This is a genomic window from Pseudomonas sp. DNDY-54, from assembly GCF_019880365.1.
GTDB classification, from domain to species: Bacteria; Pseudomonadota; Gammaproteobacteria; order Pseudomonadales; family Pseudomonadaceae; genus Stutzerimonas; species Stutzerimonas stutzeri_P.
Map to the genome: position 1 here is coordinate 3,723,161 of NZ_CP082271.1, position 25,976 is coordinate 3,749,136.

Annotated in this window: 27 protein-coding genes; 10 read left to right on the forward strand and 17 right to left on the reverse strand. The window is 61.4% G+C overall.

The genetic code is table 11. The annotated features are described in order from the left end of the window. Positions 1-23: 23 nt before the first annotated feature. Together K4O48_RS17340 and K4O48_RS17345 are read right to left on the reverse strand one after the other, a co-directional pair. The gene (locus K4O48_RS17340; protein WP_222909595.1) at positions 24-797 is read right to left on the reverse strand and encodes a YdcF family protein; all 774 of its coding nucleotides are present in this window, start codon (positions 795-797) and stop codon (positions 24-26) included. A 71-nt stretch (positions 798-868) separates the two neighbouring features. Then, positions 869-1,327, reverse strand: a complete 459-nt coding sequence (locus K4O48_RS17345) for a hypothetical protein (protein ID WP_222909596.1) — start codon at positions 1,325-1,327, stop codon at positions 869-871. A 256-nt stretch (positions 1,328-1,583) separates the two neighbouring features. Here K4O48_RS17345 and leuS point away from each other — a divergent pair, with 256 nt between their 5' ends. The 6 genes from leuS (at position 1,584) to lipA (ending at position 8,783) form a co-directional block, all read left to right on the forward strand. Then, on the forward strand, positions 1,584-4,190 hold the full coding sequence (leuS, locus tag K4O48_RS17350) for a leucine--tRNA ligase (protein ID WP_222909597.1): 2,607 nt from the start codon (positions 1,584-1,586) through the stop codon (positions 4,188-4,190). Positions 4,191-4,234: 44 nt separating this feature from the next. Further along, positions 4,235-4,840: an LPS assembly lipoprotein LptE gene (gene lptE, locus K4O48_RS17355; protein WP_222909598.1), complete on the forward strand. Its 606-nt coding sequence runs from the start codon at positions 4,235-4,237 to the stop codon at positions 4,838-4,840. A 37-nt stretch (positions 4,841-4,877) separates the two neighbouring features. Next, a complete protein-coding gene (holA, locus tag K4O48_RS17360; RefSeq protein ID WP_222909599.1) occupies positions 4,878-5,906 on the forward strand; it encodes a DNA polymerase III subunit delta in 1,029 nt (342 codons plus the stop codon). A gap of 155 nt (positions 5,907-6,061) precedes the next feature. Further along, positions 6,062-6,220: an alternative ribosome rescue factor ArfA gene (gene arfA, locus K4O48_RS17365; protein ID WP_222909600.1), complete on the forward strand. Its 159-nt coding sequence runs from the start codon at positions 6,062-6,064 to the stop codon at positions 6,218-6,220. A 60-nt stretch (positions 6,221-6,280) separates the two neighbouring features. After that, entirely contained in the window at positions 6,281-7,579 is a 1,299-nt protein-coding gene (locus tag K4O48_RS17370) for a lytic murein transglycosylase (protein ID WP_222909601.1), read from the forward strand. A gap of 151 nt (positions 7,580-7,730) precedes the next feature. Beyond that, positions 7,731-8,783 (forward strand): lipoyl synthase, encoded by a 1,053-nt coding sequence (gene lipA / locus K4O48_RS17375; protein WP_222909602.1) that lies wholly within the window; start codon positions 7,731-7,733, stop codon positions 8,781-8,783. 95 nt (positions 8,784-8,878) lie between these two features. Here lipA and lipB read toward each other — a convergent pair whose 3' ends face one another. The 11 genes from lipB to K4O48_RS17430 form a co-directional block, all read right to left on the reverse strand. Then, positions 8,879-9,535: a lipoyl(octanoyl) transferase LipB gene (gene lipB, locus K4O48_RS17380; protein WP_222909603.1), complete on the reverse strand. Its 657-nt coding sequence runs from the start codon at positions 9,533-9,535 to the stop codon at positions 8,879-8,881. A gap of 76 nt (positions 9,536-9,611) precedes the next feature. Next, positions 9,612-9,896: a DUF493 domain-containing protein gene (locus K4O48_RS17385; RefSeq protein WP_222909604.1), complete on the reverse strand. Its 285-nt coding sequence runs from the start codon at positions 9,894-9,896 to the stop codon at positions 9,612-9,614. Positions 9,897-9,957: 61 nt separating this feature from the next. Beyond that, positions 9,958-11,115: a D-alanyl-D-alanine carboxypeptidase family protein gene (locus tag K4O48_RS17390; protein ID WP_222909605.1), complete on the reverse strand. Its 1,158-nt coding sequence runs from the start codon at positions 11,113-11,115 to the stop codon at positions 9,958-9,960. Between the two features lie 65 nt (positions 11,116-11,180). After that, positions 11,181-12,176, reverse strand: a complete 996-nt coding sequence (locus K4O48_RS17395; RefSeq protein WP_222909606.1) for a septal ring lytic transglycosylase RlpA family protein — start codon at positions 12,174-12,176, stop codon at positions 11,181-11,183. Next, positions 12,173-13,138: a lytic murein transglycosylase B gene (mltB, locus tag K4O48_RS17400; RefSeq protein ID WP_222909607.1), complete on the reverse strand. Its 966-nt coding sequence runs from the start codon at positions 13,136-13,138 to the stop codon at positions 12,173-12,175. Before mltB ends, K4O48_RS17395 begins: the two co-directional genes overlap by 4 nt. A gap of 65 nt (positions 13,139-13,203) precedes the next feature. Continuing rightward, a complete protein-coding gene (gene rodA / locus K4O48_RS17405) occupies positions 13,204-14,307 on the reverse strand; it encodes a rod shape-determining protein RodA (protein WP_222912141.1) in 1,104 nt (367 codons plus the stop codon). Positions 14,308-14,345: 38 nt separating this feature from the next. Then, positions 14,346-16,235 carry a penicillin-binding protein 2 gene (mrdA, locus tag K4O48_RS17410; RefSeq protein ID WP_222909608.1) on the reverse strand — a complete coding sequence of 630 codons (1,890 nt, stop codon included), beginning with the start codon at positions 16,233-16,235 and terminating at the stop codon, positions 14,346-14,348. Between the two features lie 17 nt (positions 16,236-16,252). Then, positions 16,253-16,720, reverse strand: coding sequence for a 23S rRNA (pseudouridine(1915)-N(3))-methyltransferase RlmH (gene rlmH / locus K4O48_RS17415; protein WP_222909609.1), 468 nt, complete (start codon positions 16,718-16,720; stop codon positions 16,253-16,255). A 7-nt stretch (positions 16,721-16,727) separates the two neighbouring features. Further along, a complete protein-coding gene (rsfS, locus tag K4O48_RS17420) occupies positions 16,728-17,087 on the reverse strand; it encodes a ribosome silencing factor (protein WP_045424039.1) in 360 nt (119 codons plus the stop codon). A gap of 14 nt (positions 17,088-17,101) precedes the next feature. Further along, positions 17,102-17,761 (reverse strand): nicotinate-nucleotide adenylyltransferase, encoded by a 660-nt coding sequence (gene nadD, locus K4O48_RS17425; protein ID WP_222909610.1) that lies wholly within the window; start codon positions 17,759-17,761, stop codon positions 17,102-17,104. Then, complete coding sequence (locus tag K4O48_RS17430) at positions 17,761-19,026, reverse strand: glutamate-5-semialdehyde dehydrogenase (protein WP_222909611.1); 1,266 nt, start codon at positions 19,024-19,026, stop codon at positions 17,761-17,763. Before K4O48_RS17430 ends, nadD begins: the two co-directional genes overlap by 1 nt. 257 nt (positions 19,027-19,283) lie before the next feature. Between K4O48_RS17430 and K4O48_RS17435 the strand changes: the two genes are divergently transcribed. After that, complete coding sequence (locus K4O48_RS17435; protein WP_222909612.1) at positions 19,284-20,603, forward strand: bifunctional DedA family/phosphatase PAP2 family protein; 1,320 nt, start codon at positions 19,284-19,286, stop codon at positions 20,601-20,603. Positions 20,604-20,629: 26 nt separating this feature from the next. Here the strand turns inward: K4O48_RS17435 and K4O48_RS17440 are convergent, their stop codons facing one another. Genes K4O48_RS17440 through K4O48_RS17450 form a run of 3 tightly spaced genes read right to left on the reverse strand, consistent with a single transcriptional unit; the run spans position 20,630 to position 22,310 of the window. Next, complete coding sequence (locus K4O48_RS17440) at positions 20,630-21,220, reverse strand: LON peptidase substrate-binding domain-containing protein (protein WP_222909613.1); 591 nt, start codon at positions 21,218-21,220, stop codon at positions 20,630-20,632. An 11-nt stretch (positions 21,221-21,231) separates the two neighbouring features. After that, a complete protein-coding gene (locus tag K4O48_RS17445) occupies positions 21,232-21,942 on the reverse strand; it encodes an LrgB family protein (protein WP_222912142.1) in 711 nt (236 codons plus the stop codon). A gap of 5 nt (positions 21,943-21,947) precedes the next feature. Further along, on the reverse strand, positions 21,948-22,310 hold the full coding sequence (locus K4O48_RS17450) for a CidA/LrgA family protein (RefSeq protein ID WP_222909614.1): 363 nt from the start codon (positions 22,308-22,310) through the stop codon (positions 21,948-21,950). A 182-nt stretch (positions 22,311-22,492) separates the two neighbouring features. Between K4O48_RS17450 and K4O48_RS17455 the strand changes: the two genes are divergently transcribed. The 3 genes from K4O48_RS17455 to K4O48_RS17465 all read left to right on the forward strand — a co-directional run bounded on the left by K4O48_RS17455 (position 22,493) and on the right by K4O48_RS17465 (position 25,366). After that, on the forward strand, positions 22,493-22,948 hold the full coding sequence (locus tag K4O48_RS17455; protein WP_222909615.1) for a MaoC family dehydratase: 456 nt from the start codon (positions 22,493-22,495) through the stop codon (positions 22,946-22,948). A gap of 76 nt (positions 22,949-23,024) precedes the next feature. After that, the gene (locus K4O48_RS17460) at positions 23,025-24,704 is read left to right on the forward strand and encodes a C13 family peptidase (RefSeq protein WP_222909616.1); all 1,680 of its coding nucleotides are present in this window, start codon (positions 23,025-23,027) and stop codon (positions 24,702-24,704) included. A gap of 20 nt (positions 24,705-24,724) precedes the next feature. Beyond that, positions 24,725-25,366, forward strand: coding sequence for an oxidoreductase (locus tag K4O48_RS17465; protein ID WP_222909617.1), 642 nt, complete (start codon positions 24,725-24,727; stop codon positions 25,364-25,366). A gap of 45 nt (positions 25,367-25,411) precedes the next feature. On the opposite strand, the gene orn is transcribed toward K4O48_RS17465, so the two are convergent. Continuing rightward, positions 25,412-25,954 (reverse strand): oligoribonuclease, encoded by a 543-nt coding sequence (orn, locus tag K4O48_RS17470; protein WP_222909618.1) that lies wholly within the window; start codon positions 25,952-25,954, stop codon positions 25,412-25,414. Positions 25,955-25,976: the final 22 nt, after the last annotated feature.

The following is a 25,976-nucleotide window of genomic DNA, read 5'->3' on the forward strand; positions in this document are numbered from 1 at the left end:
TGAGCCGAGCGGCCCTTCACCCGTCACTCGGCGTCATCGCCATATAAGAGCGGATACACCAGCATGCCGACCGCTTCGTTGAGCAGCATGCCGTTCTGCCACACCGCTTTCGCCTCCGGCAGCCAGCCGCCGAAAGGCCGCCCGTGGGGCACTCCGAGGAATCCCACGGGAGCCGCGACCACCTCGAGGCCGGCTTGCTCAAAACACCACCGTGACCGCGGCATATGCGACGCCGAGGTCACCAGAACGATCCGTTGAATGCCTGCCGCCTTGAGCATCTCAGCGCTGTACAGCGCGTTCTCCCAGGTGGTCCGGCTACGCTCCTCTAGCCACTGGGTTGGTGTAGCGAAATCACGCTGCAGCGCCTCCGCTGCCAGAAGGGCCTCGCTCGGCGGCTCGCCGTAGTGCAGCCCACCGCTGGTGAGGATCGGCAGGCCAGAGGCCTTCGCCAGCCGCGACGCATAGCGCAACCGTTCGAGAGCAATATGACTGGGTTGATCCGAACCCCAGGCAGGGTCGGCCTGCTCGCGTCCGGCACCGAGCACCACGATGGCCTGCGACCGTTGCTTCAGACCGCTCCATTCCGAGCGATCAAGCGCCACCTCGCTTTCGAGTATTCGCGCCGCCCATTCGACGGTCACCGGGAGGCTCATCAGCCACAGCCCACCAACCCCCAACACGAAGCAGAGTGCGGCCAGCCGTGGCGCGCGCCGCCGCAGCCACCAGCCGGCGAGCAACAGCAGCAACAGGCCACCGGGCGGTAGCAGCAATTGTTTAAAGAAGTAGCGAATCGGCATGTGCAGCTCCGGTAGGTCGGTCGCTGCACTTTACCTTCCAGGGCGTCCGTTTGTCGGCAGGCTGGACGCCGTCAATGCTTTGGGTAGGTATGCAATCGCTGCCTCGCACGGAGCAGCTGCGAGCCGCAGGCCGAACAGGCCACCGGCCCAGCGCCCTCGGGCCAGGTCACACTGGCGCCACAGAGCGCACAGTTCATGGCTCGCTGGACTGACAACGGAGCCTGCCTGCCCCGCTTACCCGGATGGTGGCGCAGCACATTGCGCAAGGCTGGACGCGTCGCCTGACGCACCAGCTGCGCCTGCTCCTCCGCCGCGGCGTGCCAGCCGGACAGCCATTGGGCGTCCTGTTGCAGATAGGCGCGTATCAAGTCGAACTCCGCAGGCGTCAGTCCGCCGACCTCCAGCTCCGTCGTCACGCTAGCGCTATCACTATCGCCCGCCGTCCGCTCTGCCTCCTCCAACGCCACTGTCAGCCGCTGCAGCACGCGTCCGTACAGATTGCCCTCGTCTACTTGGCGCTCTCTACCCATTGGTTCACCTCACATTCGTCCCGCCCCCTGTACAAGCGTAGCTCACACGCGAACGACGACGATGCTGTCGACAAACGGGGCGCATAACGCTGGTAAATCAGGTTTCCCTCGGTCGCGGGGGGTCATGTATGCTACGGCGCTTCCATGCTTTCGCATCCAGCCCGTTGCGCCGCCGTCTTCGCCAGGTCTCCACCGGCGTTTCCGCAGCCAGTCGCCGCTTCGCGAACAGCCAGCCCCCATTCCAACGCCAGTAGCCATGCACGAACAGTATCAGCCCCGCGAAATCGAAGCCGCCGCGCAGTCCCACTGGGACGCGCAGAAATCCTTTGAAGTAAGCGAACAGCCAGGCAAGGACACCTTCTATTGCCTGTCGATGTTCCCCTACCCCAGCGGCAAGCTGCACATGGGCCACGTGCGCAACTACACCATTGGCGACGTCATTGCGCGCTATCAGCGCATGCAGGGCAAGAACGTGCTGCAGCCCATGGGCTGGGACGCGTTCGGCATGCCGGCGGAAAACGCCGCAATGAAAAACAAGGTCGCGCCGGCCAAGTGGACCTACGAAAACATCGACTACATGCGCACCCAGCTACAAAGCCTGGGCCTGGCAGTCGACTGGACGCGCGAGGTCACCACCTGCAAACCTGACTACTACCGTTGGGAACAGTGGCTATTCACCCGCCTATACGAAAAGGGCGTGATCTACCGCAAGAACGGCACCGTGAACTGGGACCCGGTCGATCAAACCGTGCTGGCCAACGAGCAGGTCATCGACGGCCGCGGCTGGCGTTCCGGTGCGCTGATCGAGAAGCGCGAAATCCCGATGTACTACTTCAAGATCACCGCCTACGCGGATGAGCTGCTGGAGAGTCTGGACGAACTGGATGGCTGGCCCGAACAGGTCAAGACCATGCAGCGCAACTGGATCGGCAAGTCGCGCGGGATGGAAATCAGCTTCCCTTACGATGTCGCCAGCATCGGTAGCGAAGGCGTGATGAAGGTGTTCACCACTCGCCCCGATACGCTAATGGGCGCGACCTATGTCGCCGTGGCGGCCGAACATCCCCTGGCCACGCTCGCCGCTCAAAACAATCCCGAGCTGCAGGCCTTCATTGACGAATGCAAGCGTGGCGGCGTGGCCGAAGCCGATATCGCCACCCAGGAAAAGAAAGGTCTTTCTACCCCCTTGCGTGTCGAGCATCCACTGACCGGTGAGCTATTGCCGGTGTGGGTCGCCAACTACGTACTGATGAATTACGGTGAAGGCGCCGTGATGGCGGTGCCCGCCCACGACGAGCGCGATTTTGCTTTTGCCAGCAAATACGAACTGCCAATCAAGCCGGTAGTCCGTACCAGCGCCGGCGACCAGACGCCAGCGCCTTGGAACGACGCCTACGGCGAACACGGCGAGCTGATCAATTCCGGTGAGTTTGACGGGCTGGACTTCGATGGCGCGTTCGACGCCATGGAAGCGGCCTTGCAAAGAAAAGGTCTCGGCCAGGCCCGCACCCAGTTCCGCCTGCGCGACTGGGGCATCAGCCGGCAGCGCTACTGGGGTTGCCCGATTCCGATCATTCACTGCGAAAGCTGCGGCGACGTACCGGTGCCAGAAGACCAGTTGCCGGTGGTCCTACCCGAAGACGTCGTCCCGGACGGTGCGGGCTCGCCACTGGCGCGCATGCCGGAATTCTATGACTGCAGCTGCCCCAAATGTGGCGCCGCAGCCAAGCGTGAAACCGACACCATGGACACCTTTGTCGAGTCGTCCTGGTACTTCGCCCGTTACGCTTCGCCCCATTACGACCAGGGCATGGTTGACCCAGCAGCTGCCAACCACTGGTTGCCGGTGGACCAGTACATCGGCGGTATTGAACACGCCATTCTGCACCTGCTTTACGCACGCTTCTTCCACAAGCTGATGCGCGACGAAGGGTTGGTCAGCTCCAATGAGCCATTCAAGAATCTGCTGACCCAGGGCATGGTTATCGCTGACACCTACTACCGCACCCTGGAGAACGGTGGCAAAGACTGGTTCAACCCGGCCGACGTCGTCGTCGAGCGCGATGCCAAAGCCAAAGTGATCGGCGCCAAGCTCGCCAGTGACGGGTTGCCGGTCGAAATCGGCGGCACCGAGAAGATGTCCAAGTCGAAGAACAACGGCGTCGATCCGCAAGCGATGATTGATACTTACGGCGCCGACACCTGCCGCCTGTTCATGATGTTCGCCTCGCCGCCGGACATGAGCCTCGAATGGTCCGACTCTGGCGTTGAGGGCGCGAGCCGTTTCCTGCGCCGTGTCTGGCGCCTGGCACATGCCCATGTGAGTGCCGGCGCGGTCGGCCAGCTGGATCTGGCCAGCCTTGATGACGAGCAGAAAACCGTACGCCGCGCGATTCACTTGGCCATCAAACAGGCCAGCCAGGATGTCGGCCAGCACCACAAGTTCAACACCGCCATCGCCCAGGTGATGACGCTGATGAACGTGCTGGAGAAGGCCGCCAATACACGGGATATAGACCGCGCCCTTCTTCAGGAAGGGCTGGAAACTGTTGCCCTGCTCCTTGCGCCGATAACGCCGCATATTTGCCACGTGCTCTGGAACCACCTGGGCCGCGACGGCGCGATCATCGATGCACGCTGGCCAACCGTGGACGAGACGGCGCTGGTTCAAGACAGCTTGACCCTAGTGGTGCAGGTCAACGGCAAGCTGCGCGGACAAATCGAAGTGCCTGCCAACGCTTCGCGCGAAGCCGTTGAAGCCAGCGCACGTGCAAACGAGAACGTGGTGCGCTTCACCGAAGGCCTGACGATCCGCAAGGTCATCGTGGTGCCCGGCAAACTGGTCAATATCGTCGCTAACTGATTCGCCTTGGCGCGGCGCGCCAAGGCTGGCAAGGGGATAACAAGATGATCAAACGCAATCTCGTGGTGGCCGGTTTGGCCCTGCTGCTGAGCGCCTGCGGCTTTCAGCTGCGCGGCACGGGCGAAACCAGCTTCGCCCTCGAAGAAATCAACCTTCAGGCGCGCAACAGCTATGGCGAGACCGCCCAGCAACTCGAGGAACTGCTCAAGGACAACGGCGTACGCGTCTATTCAGGCGCCCGCTATACGCTCAATCTGGTGAGCGAGCAGAATCGTCAGCGCACCGCCAGCTACACCACTTCGGCACGCAGTGCTGAATACGAGCTGACCACCGTACTCGACTATCAATTCCGCGGCCCTGAGAACACCGTGCTGCTGGAAGACGGCGTTGAGGTGCAGAAAGTCTACGTACATGACAGCAGCAACCTCATCGGTTCCGACCAGGAAGCCGGCCAGCTGCGCCAGGAAATGCGCCGTGAAGTCCTGCAGCAATTGAGCATGCGAATCCGCGGCATTACCCCTGCACAGCTCGACCAACTGCAACAGACGGCCGAAGCGAGGAAGCGCGCCGAAGCCGAGGCCATCGAAGCGCAGATGCGGGAGCAGAGCCAGCGGCCGCTGCAGTCGCCGATCGAACTGCCGATCCAGTGATGTTGGTAGCCACGTCTGTGGCTGCCGTATAAAGCCCATGAAGCTGCCCCCCGCCCAACTCGCCAAGCACCTGCAAGGCTCACTCGCACCGGTCTATGTGGTGAGCGGGGACGAGCATCTGCTCTGCCAGGAAGCCTGCGACGCGATCCGAGGCGCCTGCCGCCAGCAAGGCTTTAATGAGCGTCAGGTGCTTAGCGTCGAGACCGGTTTCGACTGGGGGCAACTGATCGAGGCCGGTGCCAGTCTCTCGCTGTTCGCCGAGAAGCGCCTGCTGGAGCTTCGCATCCCGAACGGCAAGCCCGGAGACAAGGGTGCCGCTGCGCTAATGGACTACCTTGCGCGGCCCGCCGAAGACACGGTCTTGCTGATCAGCCTGCCCAAGCTCGACGGTAATACGCAAAAGACCAAATGGGCCAAGGCGCTGATCGACGGCAAGCAGGTACAGTTTCTGCAGATCTGGCCGGTGGATGCGCAGCAGTTGCCGCAGTGGATTCGTCAGCGCCTGTCTGGGGCCGGGCTGGCAGCCGATCAGGAAGCCGTGGAGCTGATTGCTGCACGCGTCGAGGGCAATCTGCTTGCCGCCGCCCAGGAAATTGAGAAACTCAAACTGCTGGCCGACGGCGGGCAGGTGACCGCCGCTACCGTACAGGCCGCGGTAGCCGACAGCGCTCGCTATGATGTTTTCGGATTGATTGATGCAGCGCTGCTAGGCCAGCCCGAGCACATTCTGCAAATGCTGGCTGGCCTGCGCGGCGAGGGCGTCGAAGCACCGGTCATTTTGTGGGCAGTAGCGCGTGAGATTCGCCAGCTAGCCAACATCTCGCAACAGTACAGCCAGGGCACACCGCTCGACCGCGCCTTCAGCCAGGCACGCCCACCGGTATGGGACAAGCGCAAGCCCCTCGTCAGCAAGGCGCTGCAGCGCCACGATGCGACGGGATGGCAACGCCTGCTAATGGATGCACAGCACATCGACGAGCAAATTAAAGGACAGGCGGAGGGCGACCCCTGGGCCGGGTTGACGGATCTTTGCCTTCAGCTGAGCGGACGAAGGGTCCAGCTGTAGCTGCAACGCCAGATTTGCGCAGCCCCTGTCGCATCGATATTTCCACGCGCTCTCAACGCACCATTGACGCTCACCATCCGCCTATGGGTCTGGACATTTTTTGTACAGCCTCTAAGATGCCCTCGCCAGATCAGAGACAACCAAGAGGGCAGATGATGAGCAAGCAACGAAAGCGGCCGAACAAGGCCAAGAGCCTGGTGGCGCAACCCCTGTTTCGCAGTCGCCAGGAACAGCCAAAAAAAGGCAAAGGCAGCTACCGCCGTGAAGCCTCCCAGTCCTCCAACTGGGAGGCTTCGGTCCTTCTGGCGGCTTGAAAAGCCAAGCAATCCAAAGCGTGATAATGTCGGCTGCCGATGATTTGCCGAGTGTGGTGCATGCTTTACACCTTTGTTCCCGTCCTGCTGCTGCGTACCCTGATTGCCGGATCAGCCTTGAGCATCGTGGTCGCCTGTGCCGCTGAGCCCATTACGCCCGCAACACCGGCCACTCCCAGCCAGCAAACCACGACCACGATCGAGGCCAAGCCAGACACGCCATCCGAAGCCGAGCCGGTACAGCAGAGTTTTACCGAGTGGCGCGACGCGTTTCGTAGCGAGGCGCTTCAAGCAGGCATACCGGCAACGGTGTTCGACCGCGCCTTTGCGGGGGTCACCCCCGACCCCAGCATCATCACGGCCGACCGTAGCCAGCCGGAGTTCACCCGCCCGGTCTGGCAATACCTCGAAGGCGCCCTGTCGCGACAGCGGGTCGAAGGCGGCAGGCGCCTCCTGAGCCAACACCAAGCGACGCTGGATGACATAGAGGCTCGCTACGGCGTCGACCGCAATACGCTGGTGGCTATTTGGGGATTGGAAAGCAGCTTCGGACAGATCATGGGCGACAAGGGCGTGATTCGCTCGCTCGCAACACTGGCGCATGAAGGCCGGCGTCCGGGCTTTGCCAAAAGCCAATTGCTGGCCGCGCTGGAAATACTCGATCGAGGGGATGTCTCCGCCGATCAGCTGCGGGGGTCGTGGGCTGGCGCCATGGGTCAGACCCAATTCATTCCGACTACTTACAACACCCACGCGGTGGATTTCGATGGTGACGGCCGCCGGGATATCTGGAACAGCTCGGCCGATGCTCTGGCTTCAGCCGCCCACTACTTGCAGGCCTCGGGCTGGAAAGCCGAGCAACCATGGGGATTCGAAACCGCTCTACCGGAAGGGTTCGACTACGCTCTGGCCGATAGCAGTATTCGTAAGCCATTGCGCGAGTGGCGCCGCCTCGGGCTGAACGGCTTGCCATCCAACATGGATGAGGCATCAGCCAGCCTGTTGCTTCCCGCTGGCTATCGCGGCCCCGCCTTTTTGGTCCTGGACAATTTTCGGGCAATTCTTCGCTACAACAACTCCTCATCCTATGCCCTGGCCATCGGTCTTTTGTCCGAGCGCTTCGGTGGCGGGGGCCAGATCCGCGCAAGCTGGCCGCAGGGTGAACAGCCCCTGAGCCGCTCCGAGCGGCTCGAGCTGCAGGAGCGCCTATCGAGCCAAGGCTTCGATCCAGGCGCTGCAGACGGCATTATCGGTGCCAACACCCGCAGCGCGATCCGAGGCTTTCAGCAGCAACTCGGCTGGCCTGCTGACGGGCACCCTACGCAGGAGCTGCTGGGCAGACTTCGGGCGGAGCCTTAAGCCAGCATGGCGAACCATCGGCCATGGACTGCCAATCCCGCCGCGGCCCGTCGTCATTGCTAGACGGACTGCACGGTCAGCGCCTGTGATAAACTCCGCGCCGGCCACAAGCCGCCTCGTCCCGGAGCCTCTAGCGGAGCCCAGAAAGCCGATGTCCGATACCTCCCAGCCTAAAACCGTTGCCAGCGGCGAAAAATTCCGCACTACTCAGGGCATCACCGCGATCAAGGACGGGCAGAAGCGCCGGGCCTCAAGCGAACCCCAGGTGTTCGAGCCCAAGCCCAAGTGGCTGCGGGTTAAAGCACCCAGCGGCAGTCGCTTCGAAGCAGTCAAGCGCAATGTAGGCGAACACCGTCTGAGCACCGTGTGCCAAGAATCGCACTGCCCGAACATGGGCGAATGCTGGTCCAACGGCACTGCCACTATCATGCTGATGGGCTCAGTGTGTACCCGGGCGTGTCGCTTCTGCGCGGTGGATACCGGCAATCCCAACGGCTGGCTTGATCAGGAGGAGCCGCAGAACACCGCCAAATCGGTGGAGCTGATGGCGCTGCGCTATATCGTGCTGACCTCCGTGGACCGCGACGACCTGGACGACGGCGGTGCCGCGCACTACGCCGCCTGTGTACGTGCCATCAAGGAGCGCACCCCGCAGGTGGTGGTGGAGGCCCTGACCCCGGACTTCGACGGCGACCTGCAAGCCATCGAACGTGTGGCGGATTCTGGTCTGGAGGTCTTCGCGCAAAACGTCGAAACGGTCAAGCGCCTGACTCATGAGGTGCGCGACCCGCGCGCGGGCTATGAGAAGACCCTGCGCGTGCTGGAGCACGCCAAGCGTCATCGACCGGACATGCTGACCAAGACCAGCCTGATGCTTGGGTTGGGCGAAAGCGACGAGGAAGTGCTGCAGACCATGGATGACCTGCGCGCTATCGGTGTGGACATCCTCACCCTAGGCCAGTATCTGCAGCCGACCCGCAACCACCTCCCCGTCAAGCGCTGGGTCAGCCCCGAAGAATTCAACCGTTTCCGCGATATAGGTCTTGCGAAAGGCTTCATGGAAGTCGCCGCTGGCCCGCTGGTGCGCTCCAGCTACCGAGCCGACCGAGTGTTCGAGAAGAACAACCTGGGGCTGGCCGCACCGGTGCCGGTGCCGGGCCAGCCAGTCGACGCCAGCCTGATCCCGACACTTACGCTGAACTGATCGCGCCGGACGACGCCTGCCGCCAGGCTTCGTCTGGAGGCAGGCGTTTTTATAACCGCCATGCCTCGCTCGCGCTGGCTAAGTGAGTACCCGGTTCAACGCTCTATTACGGAAGCCAGCGTCTGCTGCTGCGCATAGCCGAGGTGCTTGGCCAACTGTTCACGCAGGCGGGCACTGACCTCAGAAAGCGCTATCGGCCTGGCGACCACGTCAGCCATCTGAGTCATGGCCATGCCGGCGTAGCCGCAGGGGTTGATCCGTTGGAAGGGCTCCAGATCCATATCCACGTTCAACGCCAAACCATGAAACGAGCAACCGTTGCGGATTCGCAGGCCGAGCGATGCGATCTTCGCACCATTGACATAGACGCCAGGCGCGTCGGGTTTGGCGACGGCCTGCACATCGTAGCTGGCAAGCACGTCAATCAGGCTTTGCTCGATGCGGCTCACCAGTTCCCGTACGCCAAATCCGAGCCGCCTTACATCCAGCATCAGATAACACACCAGCTGCCCCGGACCGTGGTAGGTCACTTGACCACCACGGTCGGCCTGTATCACCGGAATGTCTCCTGGGAGCAGCAGGTGTTCGGCTTTGCCGGCCTGTCCCTGCGTGAACACCGGTGGATGCTGCAGCAACCAGATCTCGTCAGCGGTTACGGGCAGCCGCTCGTTGGTGAAGCGCTGCATGGCCTGCCACGCGGTCTGGTACTCCACCAGCCCGAGCTCACGAACGCCGAGCAGAGCGGCACTCACAGCCAACTACTCGATTCAGAGAGATTGCCGATGACAACCATGACGGGCGAGAGCGCCTTCGATAAACAGACCAACTTCACAGCACCATGTGCACGCGTCCGGTCGCGCGCAGGTCAACATGGATCGCCTGCAGCTGTTCGACACTGGCTGCGGTGATGAGCACTTGCACAGAGAGGAAGCGCCCGTTGCGGCTGTCGCGACTGACTAAGGTGGTTTCATCAAAATTCGGCGCATGGCGCCGGATCACTTCGACCACCATTTCGCTGAACCCCTCACCCGCGTCACCGATCACCTTGATCGGATAGCGCTCGCAGGGGAATTCTATTTTGGGTGGCTGTGCGTCGGTTTTGCTTTCGGTCATGGTGACGGACTCGTGATCCGTAAGAGCGCCCGGCGGATAGCCAGGGCGCGCTCAAAAGGCATCAGTTGAAGAGGTTGAAAAAGAACAGCTGAATGCTATCCCAGAAGCGACGGAACAGACCGCCTTCTTCCACGGCGTTCAGCGCAATCAGGTCGGTGCTCTGCAGCACCTGGCCCTCAAGCGTAACGTCGACCTTACCGACCACATCGCCCTGCTGGATCGGCGCAGTCAGTTCCGGGTTGAACGTCAGACCAGCCTGCAGCTTGTCCAGCTGACCACGTGGCAGGGTTAAAGTCAGATCCTTCGCCAGCCCAGCGCTAACCTGGTCCTGCTGGCCTTTCCAGACCCGCGACTGCGCCAGTTCGACGCCCTTCTGGTAGAAGGTTTTGGTCTCGAAGAAGCGGAAGCCGTAGGTCAGCAGTTTCTGCGTCTCGGCGGCGCGCGCCTGCTCGCTGTCAGTACCGAACACGACGCTGATGAGGCGCATGCCGTCGCGTACCGCCGAAGCCACCAGGCAGTAACCAGCTTCTTCGGTATGACCCGTTTTCAAACCATCGACCGTCTTGTCGCGCCACAGCAGCAAATTGCGGTTGGGTTGCTTGATGTTGTTCCAGAAAAATTCTTTCTGCGCATAGATGCCGTAGTGCGCCGGATCTTCGTAGATGATCGCGCGAGCCAACTTGGCCATGTCAGCAGCAGAAGAATAGTGCTCCGGGTGCGGCAAGCCGGTTGAGTTCATGAAATGGGAGTTGGTCATCCCCAACCGCTCAGCGGTGCTATTCATCAGGTCCGCGAAGGCTTCTTCGCTACCGGCGATATGTTCAGCCATCGCTACGCTGGCGTCGTTGCCGGATTGGATGATGATGCCATGCAGCAGATCGTCTACCGAGACCTGCGTATTGACCTGGATGAACATCCGCGAACCGCCCGTACGCCAGGCTTTTTCGCTGACGGTGACCATATCGCTTTCGGAGATCTGGCCTTTCTGGATTTCCAGCGTGGCGATGTAAGCGGTCATCAGTTTGGTCAGGCTAGCGGGAGGCAGGCGCTCGTCACCGGCGGTTTCCACCAGCACTTTACCGCTGGCCGCATCCATCAGGACGTAGGATTTGGCTGCCAACTGCGGCGGAGACGGAATGATCGGCTCGGCCCAAGCGGCTGGCGCTACTGCCAGCACAGTGAGGAGGAACAGGCGGTGCACGAAGGTGGTGATAGTCATTGCTCTCTCAGGAAGTGGTGTTTGGCACAAACAGTTATTGAACAGCGTCGCTTACATGGCATGCCCTAATCGATTCGGACTCGCCTCGGGTTTCCCAGATTGGCCACTCGGACGCTTTGCTCGAGCTGCGTAGCTTCATCCAGCGATTCGATCGGGCCGAGGCGCACCCGGTGCAGGATCTGCTCCTGATGAACCACCGAACTAACAAATACAGGTGCGGCCGTCATGCTACTCAGCTTGTCACGCAGCAGCTGCGCAGCATCCGGATTGGCAAACGCACCGACCTGCAAAAACACCCCGGGTTTGGCAGTAACACCCTGGTCGCTCCCGCTGACCTGAAGCGGCACAGTGGCACCGGCGTGCTGCGCTGGTGGCGGCGTGTATTGCTCGACAGGCTGAGCTATCGCCTTGCTGGCGGGCTTAGTCGTGGCCTTCTGGGGTTGTGCCAGCACCAACGGCGCCTGTTGACCACGCTCGGCCCACCATTGTTCGGGGTCGATCCCTTCGACCTTGACCCGTGCCGTTCCCGTTTCAGCGTAACCCAGCTTCTTCGCGGCAGCGAAGGACAGGTCAATGATCCGATCCGAATAAAAGGGGCCGCGATCATTGACCCGCAGCACCACCGTCTTGCCGTTGTCGATGTTGGTCACACGCACGTAGCTTGGTAGTGGCAGCGTCTTGTGCGCCGCACTCATGCCATACAGATCGTACTTCTCGCCGTTGGCAGTAGGCTGGCCATGGAACTTGGTGCCATACCAGGAAGCCGTACCCGTGGCCCGGTAGTTGCGACCATCACCGATGGGGTAGTACGTCTTGCCCAGCACGGTATAAGGATTCGCCTTGAACGGCCCGTTATGGGGCGTCGGTGTTGCATCGGGAATACGGGAAACGTCAACCTCCCACCAGGGTGCACCATCCTTGTGGGGGCGCGAATAGTCATCGGGGCCACTGATACCAACGCTCGGCGTCGGCGCAGGCGTCGGCTGCCGTGACGTGGGCGACGAGGAGCAACCAACCACCAGCACAGCGGCAGCGACTGCCGCCAGCAAACGAAAGGTCATGGTGTCCCCCGCGCCTGGGCCAGTTGCCCGGCGAGCTGATGCACCGCCATCGCATACATCACGCTACGGTTGTAACGGGTGATGACGTAGAAGTTCGGCAGGCCTACCCAGAATTCGTCACCGTCGGCACCGTCCAGCCGGAACGCTGTCACTGCCGTATCGTCCGCCACTGGCGTCTCGGTCTGCCAGCTCCAGCCCAGCTCGCGCAACTCGGCGGCATTCTTGACCGGTTCGAGGCCCTCGGTCAGCCCTTCAACATGCCGCTCGCCCTTGACGGTAGCCCGGGCAACCACTGGCGCGTCGGCCGTCCAGCCGTGCTGTTTGAAATAATTGGCGGCGCTGCCGATGGCGTCGACCGGGTTCTTCCAGATATCGATATGACCGTCTTCATCGAAGTCCACGGCATAGGCGCGAAAGCTGCTCGGCATGAATTGCGGCAGGCCCATCGCACCCGCGTAGGAGCCCGTCAATACCAACGGATCAACCTGCTCTTCGCGCGCCAGCAACAGAAACTCCTTAAGTTGTTGACGGAAGAACGGCTGGCGCGGCGGATAATCGAAACCTAACGTCGACAACGCATCGATCACCCGATAGCTGCCGGTGTTTCGGCCATAAAACGTCTCAACCCCAATGATCGAGACGATCACTTCAGCCGGCACGCCATATTCCTGCTCGGCGCGCTCAAGCGCAGCCTGGTTCTCGCGCCAGAAATCGACCCCCTGAGCCACACGCGATTCAGTGATGAAGATCGGCCGATATTCCTTCCACGGCTTGACGCGCTCGGCTGGCCGAGAGATCGCATCGAGAATCGCCTGCTTGCGTTCTGCCTGAGCCAGCACGTCAAGCAACTGCTCGCTGGCGAAACCGTAATCCTGAGTCATTTCGCGAACAAACTCGGCGACCTTTTCGCCTTGGTATTCCGCAGCGGCTACTGCCGACGCCCCACCAAATGCACCGAACATCCCCGCTCCGCAGAGCACTCGTACCCACCAGCCACGCCGTAATGGTTTCAAGACATTCACTCTAATCAAACCTGTGCGATCCACTTGCGATGGGTGTGGATCGACATCAAAACCCCGAACCCTGATAGCAGGGTCACCAATGAAGTGCCACCAAAACTGATGAAGGGCAGCGGCACCCCTACGACAGGCAACAGCCCGCTGACCATACCTATATTGATGAAAACATATACGAAGAACGTCATCGTCAGCGCGCCGGCAAGCAGTTTGCCAAACAAGGTCTGCGCCTGAACCGTGATTGTCAGGCCTCTCGCGATCAGCAGCAAATAGACCAACAACAGCAGACAAACGCCGACCAAACCGAACTCTTCAGCCAAGACGGCAATGATAAAGTCCGTATGGCTTTCGGGCAAAAAATCGAGGTGGGACTGCGTGCCCAGTAGCCAGCCCTTGCCGAACACCCCGCCCGAGCCGATCGCCGCCTTCGACTGGATGATGTTCCAGCCAGTGCCCAGCGGATCGCTTTCCGGATCGAGAAACGTCAAAACGCGCTGTTTCTGATAGTTGTGCAGAACGAAATACCACATGGCCACAGCGATGGGCACGAGGGCGGCAAGCGCGGTCAGTATCCAGCGCCAACGCAGGCCGGCGATGAACAATACAAACGCCCCGGAGACCAGCACCAGTAGCGAAGTGCCCAGGTCCGGTTGCTTCAGGATCAGTACGAAGGGGACCACGATCAGCGCGAGGCTGATCACTGTGTGCTTGATACTCGGCGGCAATGTCCGTGCGGACAGATACCAGGCGATGGTCATCGGCATGATGATCTTCATGAACTCGGACGGCTGAAACCGAATGACCCCGGGAATACTGATCCAGCGAGTCGCCCCCATTGCCGTATACCCGACGAACTCCACGGCCACGAGCAGCCCTACAACCGCCAAATAACCCAGCGGAACCCAGCGCGCCATAAACCTGGGCTCAAGCTGCGCAATGACGAGCATGGCACCCAGGCCGATACCGTAGGAGGTCGCCTGCTTAATCAGCAGATCCCAATTCTTGCCCCCTGCCGAATACAGAACGAACAAGCTGCCGGCCGCCAGCAGCAACAACAGCAACAGCAACACACCATCGATATGCATACGCTGCAGAAGCGACGCCCGGCGGCGCATCACATCGGTGGTCGAAAGCGTGCGATCGAACGTGCTGCTCATGGCGACCGCCCCTCGGCCGTCAGCGGCGGCGCATATTCGGCCTTCAGCTCGCCTGCCTCGTTGAGTAACCAGGCATCCATGACCTGTTTAGCCACAGGCGCCGCCACACCGGATCCCGACTCGCCGTTTTCCACCATGACCGCCACTGCGATCTGAGGGTCATGCACCGGAGCAAAGGCGACAAACAAGGCGTGGTCGCGATGCCGTTCCGCAAGCTTACCGCTGTCGTACTTTTCGCCCTGCTTGATCGCCACGACCTGGGCGGTGCCGCTCTTGCCAGCGATGCGATAACTGGCTGTATCGCCGACTCGCTTGGCCGTCCCTCGGGGACTGTGCAGAACCTTTTCCATGCCGCTGATCGCCGTATCCCAGTAACGCGGATTACGCAGCTGGATATCGGGCATCGGCTCCGGGTCGACCGGGGACGCATCGTCGATGCTTTTTGCCAGATGCGGCCGAATCCACTTGCCATGGGTCGCCATCAGCGCCGTCGCCTGAGCCAGCTGCAGCGGTGTGGTCTGCATGTAGCCCTGACCGATCCCGAGGATCACCGTCTCTCCCGGATACCATGGTTGCCGGTAGCGGGCCCGCTTCCAATCGCGAGACGGCATCAGGCCGGCGGTTTCTTCGAACATGTCCAGCGCCACGCGCTGGCCAATGCCGAAGCGGGTCATGTACTCGTGCATTCGGTCGATGCCCATCTTGTGGGCCAGATCGTAAAAATACGTGTCGTTGGACCGGAGTATTGCGGTTTCCAGGTCCACCCACCCATCGCCGCCCCGGTTCCAGTTGCGGTACTTGTGCTTCACATTGGGGAGCTGGAAGAAGCCCGGGTCGAATACCTTGCTGTCTTCGGTGACAACCCCAGTGTCGAGACCGGCCACCGCCATCATCGGCTTGATCGTCGATCCCGGCGGGTACAATCCGCGCAACACGCGGTTGAACAGCGGCTGGTCGATCGAATCCCGCAGCTCGCCGTAGGCCTTGAAGCTGATGCCGGTGACGAACAGATTAGGATCGAAACTGGGCTGACTGACCATTGCCAGCACTTCGCCAGTTGAGGGTTGCAAGGCGACGATGGCGCCTCGGCGCCCCGCCAGCGCAGCTTCCGCGGCTTCCTGCAGATCGAGATCGAGCGTCAGGGTAATGTCCTTGCCCGGAATGGGATCGGTGCGCTTGAGTACCCTCAATACCCGACCGCGGGCGTTGGTTTCGACTTCCTCGTAGCCGACCTGGCCGTGCAAGGCGTCTTCGTAAAAACGCTCGATGCCTGTTTTGCCGATATGGTGCGTACCGCTGTAATTGACCGGATCAAGCTGCTTGACCTCTGCCTCGTTGATGCGCCCGACGTAACCAACCGAGTGCGCAAAATGTTCGCCCTGCGGATAATGGCGGACCAGTTGAGCTGCTACCTCGACGCCCGGCAGGCGGAACTGATCCACCGCGATGCGGGCGATTTGCTCTTCCGACAGCTCATACATGATCGGCACCGGCTCGAATGGCCGCCGCCCCTGCAGCACGCGTTTCTCGAATAGCTCGCGCTCTTCGGCGGAAAGCTCCAACACCTCGACGACAGTATCCAACGTGGTGCGCCAGTCCTCCGCACGCTCGCGGGTGACCGTTAGGCTGAAGCTAGGCCGGTTGTCGGCAATGATCTTGCCGGTCCGATCAAAAATCAGGCCTCGATTAGGCGGAATGGGCTGGACATGGACCCGATTGTTTTCCGACAGCGTGGAATGATGCTGGTATTGCACGACCTGCAAGTAATAAAGCCGCGCAATCAGCACGCCGATCAGCAGCAATACGATAGCTGCGCCCACAAGCACACGCTGACGCACCAGGCGGGCGTCTTTTTCATGGTCCTTGAGGGGAATCGGCTGAGACATCTTGAGCTTTGGCTGTACTACTTGTGGTAAGGGTGACCCGACAGCAACGTCCAGGCGCGATAGATCTGCTCGCCGATAAGAATGCGCACCAGCGGATGTGGCAAGGTCAGCGGCGACAGCGACCAGCGTTGCTCACTGCGCGCACAAACCTCAGGTGCCAACCCCTCCGGCCCGCCAACCATCAGGTTGACGTTGCGCGCATCCAGCCGCCAACGCTCCAACTCGGACGCCAACTGCTCGGTGCTCCAGGGCTTGCCGGTCACTTCCAGGGTCACGATTCGCTCGCCCGGCTGGACCTTCGCCAGCATGGCCTCGCCCTCCTGACGAATCAACCGCGCCACGTCGGCATTCTTGCCGCGCGTGTTAAGCGATATTTCATGCAGGTCCAGCGGCAACTCGGATGGCAGACGCTTGGCGTATTCCTGCCAACCGTCCTCGACCCAACGCGGCATCTTCGAGCCCACCGCAATCAGCTTGATCCGCACGAATCGGTTATTCCTGTTCGCCCGCGTGCTGCGCGCGGCTCTGCTCGGCGCCTTGCCAGAGGCGCTCGAGATCATAGAACTGGCGAGTAGGCACCTGCATCACATGCACCACCACATCGCCCAGGTCGAGCAGAGCCCACTCACCGCCGTCCAGCCCTTCGCTACCCAGAGGGCGCACGCCCTGCTCCTTGACCTTTTCAAGCACGTTCTCGGCCAGAGATTTTACGTGGCGGCTGGAGGTGCCGCTGGCGATCACCATGAAGTCGGTGACGCTGGTTTTGCCGCGGACATCAATGGTGGTGATGTCGGTGCCTTTCAGATCTTCCAGGGCGCTAACGGCCAGCTGGGCCAAAGAATCATTTTGCATAGTGTGAAACAACCTCAGTTCGACGCCCGGTACAGTCCGTGCGCGTTGATATAAGCCAGTACGGCGTCGGGTACGAGAAAACGCACCGACCGGCCGCTGGCCAGAAATTGACGAATTCGTGTTGCCGAAACCCCGAGAGGTGCCTGCCAGACGAAGGCGATCTGCCCCCCGCCGCCCGCAAGCGTCAGCGGGTCACTCACGCTACGTGCAGCCAAGAGATCGCGCAGCGCTTCCGGCGCCTCGCTGTCGGCGTCCGGACGCTGCATGACCAGAATGTGGCAATGATCGAGCAGCTCATCCCAGCGATGCCAGCTGGGAAGCCCGCAGAACGCATCCCACCCGACGATGAGAAAGACCTGATCGTCATCGTCCAGCTCGGCACGCAGAGACTCCAGCGTGTCGAGCGTGTAGGACGGTTTATCGCGTTCCAGCTCCCGTGCGTCGACTGCCAGCAAGGGCAGCTCCTGCACAGCCAGCCGAACCATGCTCAACCGGTCCTGAGCTGAGCTATTAGGCGTCTCACGGTGCGGGGGCCTGTAATTTGGGACCAGACGAACCTCGTCAAGCCCAACTATTTCGGCCACCTCCAGAGCCCCACGCAAGTGCCCGATATGCACAGGATCAAAGGTGCCACCGAGAAGGCCAATGCGCCGGGGAGTGCCAGTCGCCCTCATCAAGTACGCACGTGGCCGTCGCCGAATACCACGTACTTCTCGCTGGTCAGGCCTTCAAGGCCGACCGGGCCGCGTGCGTGCAGCTTATCGGTAGAAATGCCGATCTCTGCCCCTAACCCGTACTCGAAGCCATCAGCAAAGCGAGTCGAGGCATTGATCATTACTGACGCCGAGTCGACTTCAGTAATGAAGCGGCGGGCATCGGTAAAGTTCTCGGTGACGATCGCATCGGTGTGCTGCGATCCGTAGCGGTTGATGTGTTCGATGGCATCAGCAAGGGAATCGACGATACGGATCGATAGAATCGGCGCATTGTACTCCGTCGACCAATCTTCCTCGGCGGCAGCCAGAACATCTGTCCCCAGCAGTTCGCATGTTCGCGGACAGCCGCGCAGCTCGACGCCCTTCTCGCGATAGATGGCGATCAAGGGCGGCAGAACGCGCGGCGCGATGCCCGCATGAACCAGTAGCGTTTCCATGGTGTTGCAAGGGGCATACCGCTGTGTCTTGGCGTTGTCGGCAATGCGAATGGCTTTGTCGAGGTCAGCCGCCTGGTCGATGAACACATGGCAAATGCCATCCAGATGCTTGATCACCGGAACCTTCGCATCACGACTGATGCGTTCGATCAGGCCCTTGCCGCCACGCGGAACGATGACGTCGACGAACTCGGGCATGGTGATCAGCGCGCCGACCGCAGCGCGATCAGTGGTCTCGACGACCTGTACGGCCGCCGATGGCAGGTCGGCCTCGGCCAGCCCAAGCTGGATGCAGCGCGCAATCGCCTGATTCGAGTGGATGGCTTCGGACCCGCCGCGCAGGATGGTGGCATTGCCGGACTTCAAACAAAGGCTGGCCGCATCGATGGTCACGTTCGGGCGCGATTCGTAAATGATGCCGACTACTCCCAGCGGGACACGCATCTTGCCGACCTGAATGCCCGAAGGCAGGTAGCGCATGTCACGGATCTCACCAATGGGATCGGGCAGGCTGGCAACCTGACGCAGGCCCTCGATCATGTCGTCGATACGCGCCGGTGTCAGGGCCAGACGATCGAGCATGGCGTCGTCCAGTCCGTTAGCGCGCCCGGCCGCCAGATCCTTCTGATTGGCATTGACCAGTTCCTCGCGCGCCGCGTCGAGCGCAGCGGCAGCGGCATGCAACGCGCGGTTCTTCTGTGCCGTAGTGGCACGCGCAAGCACGCGCGACGCCTCGCGCGCGGCGCGACCGAGGCGGGTCATGTAATCGAGTACGGACTCGGTCATGGTCTAGCTGGCCTGACTGGAGGGAAAGCGGCTGATTATAGCCACCCACGCGCCTGACGCACAGCCGCGCCCGGCGAATGGCTGTAAAGCGCCAGACCTTGAGCCAACCGTCTCACCCAGCCGAGCGGCTACATGCGCCTACGGGCCGGACTGAAGCCGCCTCCCGCCCTCAGCTGCATTGGCTCTATCATGGCAGGCGTTTTGAAACCGAGACGCGACTGCCGGGTCGAAATCGTCTCAGATTCAAGGATTACCCCATGCCCGAATGGCTTACCGCACTCACCAGCTGGCTCGCCGAGAACCCTCAGTGGCTGGGCCTGAGCCTATTCCTAGTGGCCTGCCTGGAATGTCTGGCCGTGGTCGGGCTACTGATGCCTGGCACGGTCCTGGTATTCGCCATTGCGGTACTTGCCGGCACCGGAGTGCTGAGCCTCGGCGAGACATTGTTGCTGGGGTACGCCGGCGGCTTGCTAGGCGATTTGCTTTCGTATGGGCTGGGGCGCCGCTACCACCAGAACATTCGCAGCCTGCGAGGGCTGCGCAACCATCCAGAGTGGCTGACCCGGGCAGAGCTGTACGTCGAGCGCTACGGCATCGCCAGTCTCCTCGTCGGTCGTTTCATCGGCCCGCTGCGGCCCATGTTGCCACTCACGGCCGGAATGCTGGACATGCCGTTCGGGCGTTTCCTGCTGGTGAGCCTGGTCGCCGCGGCAGGCTGGTCGATGGCCTACCTGCTCCCCGGTTGGACCGCTGGCGCGGCCGTACGGCTACCGCTACCCGATGGGTTCTGGGGCGAAGCGGGTGTTGTGATCGGCGTGCTGCTACTGCTCATCGGCGGCATCGTGCACAGCAGCCTGCATCAGCTGCGCTGGGTCACGCCGTTCGCGGCCGGCCTCAGCGCCGCCATCCTGATCGGCCTGTTCATCGGCTGGCCGTATTTGGTGGAGTTCGACGAAGGCCTGATGACGGTTATCCAGGGAGAGCGAAGCCCGATCTTCGACCGCTTCATGGTCGTCGTCACGCGCGCTGGGGATTTCCATACGCAACTATGGGCGGCCGTTTTGTTGAGCCTGCTGCTGATCGGCATGAAGCAGGTTCGCGCGGCGGTGTTCGCCATTCTCACGCTGCTCGGAACGGCAATGGCGAACGGTGCGCTTAAAGAGACGTTTGGGCGCATCCGTCCGGAGGTTCTTCTAGAACCCCTGGACACCTTCAGCTTCCCAAGCGGCCATAGCTCGGCGGCGTTCGCATTTTTTCTGACCCTCGGCGTACTCGCTGGGCGCGGTCAACCGCCACGCTTGCGGCTGGCCTGGGTCCTGCTCGCCGGGTTGCCAGCCACCGCCATTGCGCTGTCGCGGGTTTACCTGGGGGTGCATTGGCCGACCGACGTAATCGCCGGCGCCGTGCTGGCTGCGACCGTTTGCGCCGCCAGCCTGACCCTTGTGCAATGGCGCGCCCCGATGGATGCACTGTCTCCGAAAGTTTGGTGGCTGATTCTGCCTGCCACGCTGGGCCTGATAAGCGCGTTCGCACTATGGGCATTGCCAGGCGCGATGCAGATGTACCGTTATCAATAATTGGGCGCCCTGGGCGGGCGTGAGCGCTAGCTGACGGCGTCGCCCTGCAGTTGCTCAAGCCAGCGCTGAATGTGCTGAAGTTGCAGCTGCGGATCATCCAGCTGCAGCAGTTCGATCTTCTGCTCCGGCTGAAAGGGCAGCAGATAGGCGAGTTGGTGCGCCAGGGAACGCTGCCCCTGGGCTGTGCCGCCCATTCCAAGCGTTTCAACCAACGGATGTTGCCCCAGCGCCTCAAGCAGAATAACGAGGTCCGCGTGCTGGTCCTCAAGCGGCAGGTCCTCAACTTCGTTGCGCCAGTTGACGTCCGCCAGTGTCAGCTGATTGCGCTGTACCTCGGCCGACACGACATCGAAGCGACGCCCTCCTTCGACCCTAATCCCCAGCAGACCATTCGGCCGCTGTTGCCAGTCGCGAATCAGGGCCTCGCAACCGGTTGACGCATATTCGCTCGCCGCCGGCCCCACCTCGCTGCCCTGGACAATGCGCACCACTCCAAAGCCATGCCCTGCTTTCAGGCAACTGCTGACCATGTCGAGATAACGCACCTCGAAGATCTGAAGATCGAGGGTGCAGCCGGGGAACAACACCGTATCGAGCGGAAACAATGGCAACTTCATGCGGACTCCTTTCATGACAACAGCAATACGGCCAGCGGGAGGAGCACCGCGGTCATGACGCCCATCAGGCTCATCGCCAGCGCCGCGAAGGCACCACATTCATCGCCTTCCTGCAGCGCCTGCGCGGTCCCGACCGCATGCGCGGTGAGCCCCAACGCCATGCCGCGGGCAGCAGGATGCTGAACGCCGAACCGGCGCAACAGTTCCGGACCAATGATCGCGCCGATGATGCCCGTGATCATGACGAACACGGCCGCCAGCGCCACCACGCCGCCAATCTGTTCCGCCATCAGCATGGCGATCGGCGACGTCACCGACTTGGGCGCCAGCGTCATGAGAATCATCTGGTCGGCGCCAAAGGCCCAGGCGAATCCCATCCCCAGCGCCGTTGCACCGGTACCGGCGACCAACAAAGTCAGCATGATGGGCCCGAACAGTTCGCGGATGCGCCGGAGGTTGAGAAACAGCGGAACCGCCAGCGCCACCGTGGTCGGCCCGAGGAGTACGGTAAGCATCTGTGCGCTGTCGCGGTATTCGGCGTAGCTGATGCCACACAGCACAAGCGTACCGACTACGACTACCATCGACACCAGCACTGGCTGCAGGAACACCCAGCGGGTCTTCTCGTACGCGGCATACGCCAGCTGAAACGCCGCAAGGGTAATCGCAACGCCGAATAACGGATGATGGATCACCGCGTCCCAAGCCGCCTGCCATTGCATTGCGGTCATGTGCGGCCCGCCTTGCGCTGCTGACGACGGATCAGCGTCTGCATCAACCAGCCGGTGAACACCAGCGAAACGACCAGCGAAAGCACCAGCACCCCAACGATTGCCCAGAAGTCATCGAGGATCGCTTCGGTGTAAGCCATTACCCCTACCGCGGGCGGCACCAGGAGCAAGGGCAGGTAACGCAGCAGACTACTGGCGGCCACCTGAAGCGACTCGCTGGCGTGCCCTCTCAGCAGAAGCGCCACAAAGAGCAATAACAAGCCGATGATCGGCCCCGGCAACATCGGCACTACCAATACATTGAGTGCGGTGCCAATGAGTTGAAACAGCACCAGCCAGGTCAAGCCGCGTAGCAGCATGGAAGCCTCCAAAGCAAAGGGGCGCAATTATAGGCGTCTCATCACGTTTGCACCTTCGGATGACGACATCCCGGCCTATGGCCCGCCATTCGCGCGAACCATGCTTGGTTGATTCGTCATCAGGTGCGTGCTGATCTAGCGTCCACCGCATACCCAATAGAACAACAAAGGCCGGAGGACACATGCCGCAAGTACCCGTAGCGGAACTCAAGGACTACATTGGCAAGGAGCTTGGCCGCTCCGAATGGTTCACCGTCGACCAGCAGCGCGTCGACCAATTCGCCGATTGCACAGGCGACCATCAATTCATTCACATCGATCCAGACAAGGCATCCCAGACGCCTTTTGGCGGGACCATCGCGCATGGCTTTCTGTCGCTGTCGCTACTGCCGATGCTGATGGACGAACTGATGATTCGCCCCGAAGGCACGAAGATGGGCGTCAACTACGGCCTCGACAGCCTGCGTTTCCTCCAGCCGGTCAGGGTCGGCTCTCGGGTTCGCGTGGCAGCGACGCTGCTCGACGTTAACGAGAAGAACCCGGGGCAATGGCTGCTCAAGTCGCGCGCCGTGATGGAAATTGAAGGGGTGGAAAAACCCGCTTTTATCGCTGAAACTCTCGCACTCTGCTTCGTCTGATCAGCGTGGGGCGCCAGTTGCCGCGCCCCGCCGCGTTTACGGCATACTGCGGTCGTCGCCCTTTCTGGATAGCCGCATGCGCCACCTCGCCCCACTTCTCTTGGCCTGTTTTCTGACTGCTTGCGGAGACGGAGAATCCTTGCTGCCCGCCGATGCGGTGCTGCCAGACGGCGGACGTTACCGCGGCGAGATCGTCGATGGCCTGTTGCAGGGTACGGGACGAATCGACTACCCCAATGGCAGCTACTACCAGGGCATGTTCAAGGATGGACAGTGGCACGGCGATGGCGTCTGGCAGGGTGCGAATGGCGATCGTTATGAAGGTGAATTCCAACGCGGGCTGTTCGATGGTCAAGGGCGTTTCAGCTACGCCACTGGCGGTGTCTACGAAGGTCGCTTTCAGCGTGGCAGCCTCAGCGGGGAAGGCCGCTACACCGAGCAGGGGCTGAGCTACGAAGGCGAATTCAAGAACGATCTCTATCACGGCACCGGCACACTGCAGTACCCGGAAGGCGTGATTTATGAGGGTACCTTCGTGAATGGCCAGCCCGACGGTTTGGGCAGCCGCAGCGATGCGAGTGGTGAATTCAGCGGCACCTTTGCAGACGGCCATCTGAACGGCAAAGGGTTTTATCGCGGCAGCGACGGTGAGCATTACCTGGGGCACTTCCAGGATGATCTCTTCCACGGCCAGGGCCGCTATGAAGATGCGGTCGGCAATGTCTGGAAAGGCAGTTTCAAACAAGGCGAGCTGAGCGGCCAGGGTGAATACGCCGGCATCGATGGAACACACTATAAAGGCGACTTTCGGCGCGGGCAGTACCACGGCGAGGGTCACCTGCAACAGCCGGACGGATCCCGTTTCACCGGAACATTCCGCGCAGGCCGGTTCCATGGTTCGGGGACGTTGATGCTTGCCGACGGCACAGAGCGCAGCGGCACCTGGCGTTCTGGTCGCCTCAGCCATGACGCCACAGGCAAGCGCTTGCCGGACCCGCTGGAGGTCGGCCTGCTGCGTCAGGGACAACTGCTCTCGGAAGCCCTTGATGCGGTACCGACATCCACCCCCGCGACGGAGCTCTACAGCCTGACCGTGGCGGGCGACGGCCAGCAGAGCGTTTTTCTGCGGGAAGTGGAGTACGTCGACGCATTGCTGGCGGAGCGTTTCGCCGCTTATGGTCAGATCAGCCTCGTCAATCACCGCGACCACCTCGCTGATCGACCGCTGGCTACTCGCGAGAACCTTTCCCGGGCCATCCGCACATTGTCCGAGCGCAGTGGTGATGAGGACCTGATCTTTATTTATCTGACCAGTCACGGCTCCGCCGATCATCAGTTGGCGCTCGCTCAGCCTCGGCTGGAACTGGAGGATCTGCCAGCCGACGAGCTTGCAACGCTCATGGAGCCACTCGCCGAACGCAACAAGATCATCGTGATCTCCGCTTGCTATTCCGGCGGGTTTATCGAACCCCTGAAAAGCCCGAATACGCTGGTGATTGCGGCCGCTCGCGCCGACCGCGTGTCCTTCGGCTGCTCGGAAGAAAGCGATTTCACCTATTTTGGCCGTGCCCTTTTCGACGAGGCGTTGCAGCAAACTCGGGATATTGTGGAGGCCTTCACGCTGGCGCAGGCGAGGGTTGCCGAACGTGAACAAGCCGACCACTATCAGGCATCGGAGCCACAGATCTGGGCGCCCGAGCAGGTTGTCGAACACTGGCGAGCGCTGAACGAACAACAGCCATCGTCAACCGACTGATCGTTACAGGAAGCCAAACCATGTATTTGACGCCACAGCGTATTTTGCTTGCCGGCGCCACCGGGCTGACCGGCGAGCATCTGCTCGACCGCCTGCTCAACGAACCCACAGTAGAACGTGTTCTGGCGCCGAGCCGTAAACCCCTAGCCGAGCATCCCCGTCTCGAGAACCCGGTCGGGCCGCTCCAGACGCTGCTACCGCAGCTCTCCGGTGATATCGACACCGCCTTCTGCTGCCTCGGCAGCACGATCAAGGAGGCCGGAAGCCAAGACGCTTTTCGTGCCATTGATCATGATCTGGTCATTGAGTTCGCCAAGCGCGCGCGCGAGCTGGGCGCGCGGCATCTTCTGGTCATCAGCGCGCTGGGCGCCGGTTCGGACAGCTCGATCTTCTACTGCCGGGTTAAGGGCGAAATGGAGGAAGCGCTACGCGCTCAGGACTGGCCACAACTGACCATCGCGCGCCCGTCTCAGCTACTGGGCCCACGCATGGAAGTGCGCCCTGTGGAGCGCCTGACCGCCCCGCTCTCCTACCTGCTACCCGGCAAATACCGTGGCATCCCGGCGTGCACACTCGCCCGCGCGCTGTGGCGACTGGCATTGGAAGACGGCGACGGCACGCGGGTGGTCGAATCCGACGAATTGAGAAAGCTGGGGCGTTAAGCTCAGCCAGGTAGCGCCTGCTTTAGATCACCGAGGGTGGGCACTTTAAAACTTGATGAAGTGCTCACGGTAATGGCGCAGCTCCGCAATCGACTCGCGAATATCGTCCAGCGCCAGATGCGTGCCGCCTTTCTTGAAGCTTGCCAACACATCTGGCGCCCAGCGTGCAGCGAGTTCCTTGAGCGTCGAGACATCCAGGTTGCGGTAATGAAAGTACGCTTCCAGACGAGGCATTCGGCGGTACAGAAAGCGCCGGTCCTGGCAGATACTGTTGCCACAAATGGGTGACTTCCCCTTAGGCACCCACTGCTCGAGGAATGCCAACGTTTGAGCTTCAGCCTCCTCGGTAGATATCTGACTGTCGCGTACTCGCTGGGTCAATCCGGAACCGCCATGCTGACGGGTATTCCACTCGTCCATGCCTGCGAGCGTTTCGTCGTTCTGATGGATGGCGATGACTGGACCCTCGGCCAGAACATTGAGCTGACTGTCGGTGACGATGGTCGCCATCTCGATGATGACATCGCTATCAGGATCCAGACCGGTCATTTCCAGATCGATCCAGATGAGATTCTGCGGGTTCTGCATGGTGAGCTCCTTGGCGGTGGCG

Bases quoted from the DNA above. Each gene is read 5' to 3' on its own strand.
- K4O48_RS17345 (WP_222909596.1), bottom strand. From the start codon at position 1,327: ATGGGTAGAGAGCGCCAAGTAGACGAGGGCAATCTGTACGGACGCGTG.
- K4O48_RS17445 (WP_222912142.1), bottom strand. From the start codon at position 21,942: ATGCAATGGCAGGCGGCTTGGGACGCGGTGATCCATCATCCGTTATTC.
- mrdA (WP_222909608.1), bottom strand. From the start codon at position 16,235: ATGTCTCAGCCGATTCCCCTCAAGGACCATGAAAAAGACGCCCGCCTG.
- K4O48_RS17340 (WP_222909595.1), bottom strand. From the start codon at position 797: ATGCCGATTCGCTACTTCTTTAAACAATTGCTGCTACCGCCCGGTGGC.
- rsfS (WP_045424039.1), bottom strand. From the start codon at position 17,087: ATGCAAAATGATTCTTTGGCCCAGCTGGCCGTTAGCGCCCTGGAAGAT.
- K4O48_RS17395 (WP_222909606.1), bottom strand. From the start codon at position 12,176: ATGACCTTTCGTTTGCTGGCGGCAGTCGCTGCCGCTGTGCTGGTGGTT.
- K4O48_RS17390 (WP_222909605.1), bottom strand. From the start codon at position 11,115: ATGACTATCACCACCTTCGTGCACCGCCTGTTCCTCCTCACTGTGCTG.
- K4O48_RS17440 (WP_222909613.1), bottom strand. From the start codon at position 21,220: ATGAAGTTGCCATTGTTTCCGCTCGATACGGTGTTGTTCCCCGGCTGC.
- holA (WP_222909599.1), top strand. From the start codon at position 4,878: ATGAAGCTGCCCCCCGCCCAACTCGCCAAGCACCTGCAAGGCTCACTC.
- K4O48_RS17455 (WP_222909615.1), top strand. From the start codon at position 22,493: ATGCCGCAAGTACCCGTAGCGGAACTCAAGGACTACATTGGCAAGGAG.
- K4O48_RS17460 (WP_222909616.1), top strand. From the start codon at position 23,025: ATGCGCCACCTCGCCCCACTTCTCTTGGCCTGTTTTCTGACTGCTTGC.
- K4O48_RS17430 (WP_222909611.1), bottom strand. From the start codon at position 19,026: ATGACCGAGTCCGTACTCGATTACATGACCCGCCTCGGTCGCGCCGCG.
- orn (WP_222909618.1), bottom strand. From the start codon at position 25,954: ATGCAGAACCCGCAGAATCTCATCTGGATCGATCTGGAAATGACCGGT.
- K4O48_RS17370 (WP_222909601.1), top strand. From the start codon at position 6,281: ATGCTTTACACCTTTGTTCCCGTCCTGCTGCTGCGTACCCTGATTGCC.
- K4O48_RS17465 (WP_222909617.1), top strand. From the start codon at position 24,725: ATGTATTTGACGCCACAGCGTATTTTGCTTGCCGGCGCCACCGGGCTG.
- K4O48_RS17450 (WP_222909614.1), bottom strand. From the start codon at position 22,310: ATGCTGCTACGCGGCTTGACCTGGCTGGTGCTGTTTCAACTCATTGGC.
- nadD (WP_222909610.1), bottom strand. From the start codon at position 17,761: ATGAGGGCGACTGGCACTCCCCGGCGCATTGGCCTTCTCGGTGGCACC.
- K4O48_RS17385 (WP_222909604.1), bottom strand. From the start codon at position 9,896: ATGACCGAAAGCAAAACCGACGCACAGCCACCCAAAATAGAATTCCCC.
- lipA (WP_222909602.1), top strand. From the start codon at position 7,731: ATGTCCGATACCTCCCAGCCTAAAACCGTTGCCAGCGGCGAAAAATTC.
- mltB (WP_222909607.1), bottom strand. From the start codon at position 13,138: ATGTTCGGTGCATTTGGTGGGGCGTCGGCAGTAGCCGCTGCGGAATAC.
- K4O48_RS17435 (WP_222909612.1), top strand. From the start codon at position 19,284: ATGCCCGAATGGCTTACCGCACTCACCAGCTGGCTCGCCGAGAACCCT.
- leuS (WP_222909597.1), top strand. From the start codon at position 1,584: ATGCACGAACAGTATCAGCCCCGCGAAATCGAAGCCGCCGCGCAGTCC.
- rodA (WP_222912141.1), bottom strand. From the start codon at position 14,307: ATGCGCCGCCGGGCGTCGCTTCTGCAGCGTATGCATATCGATGGTGTG.
- arfA (WP_222909600.1), top strand. From the start codon at position 6,062: ATGAGCAAGCAACGAAAGCGGCCGAACAAGGCCAAGAGCCTGGTGGCG.
- lptE (WP_222909598.1), top strand. From the start codon at position 4,235: ATGATCAAACGCAATCTCGTGGTGGCCGGTTTGGCCCTGCTGCTGAGC.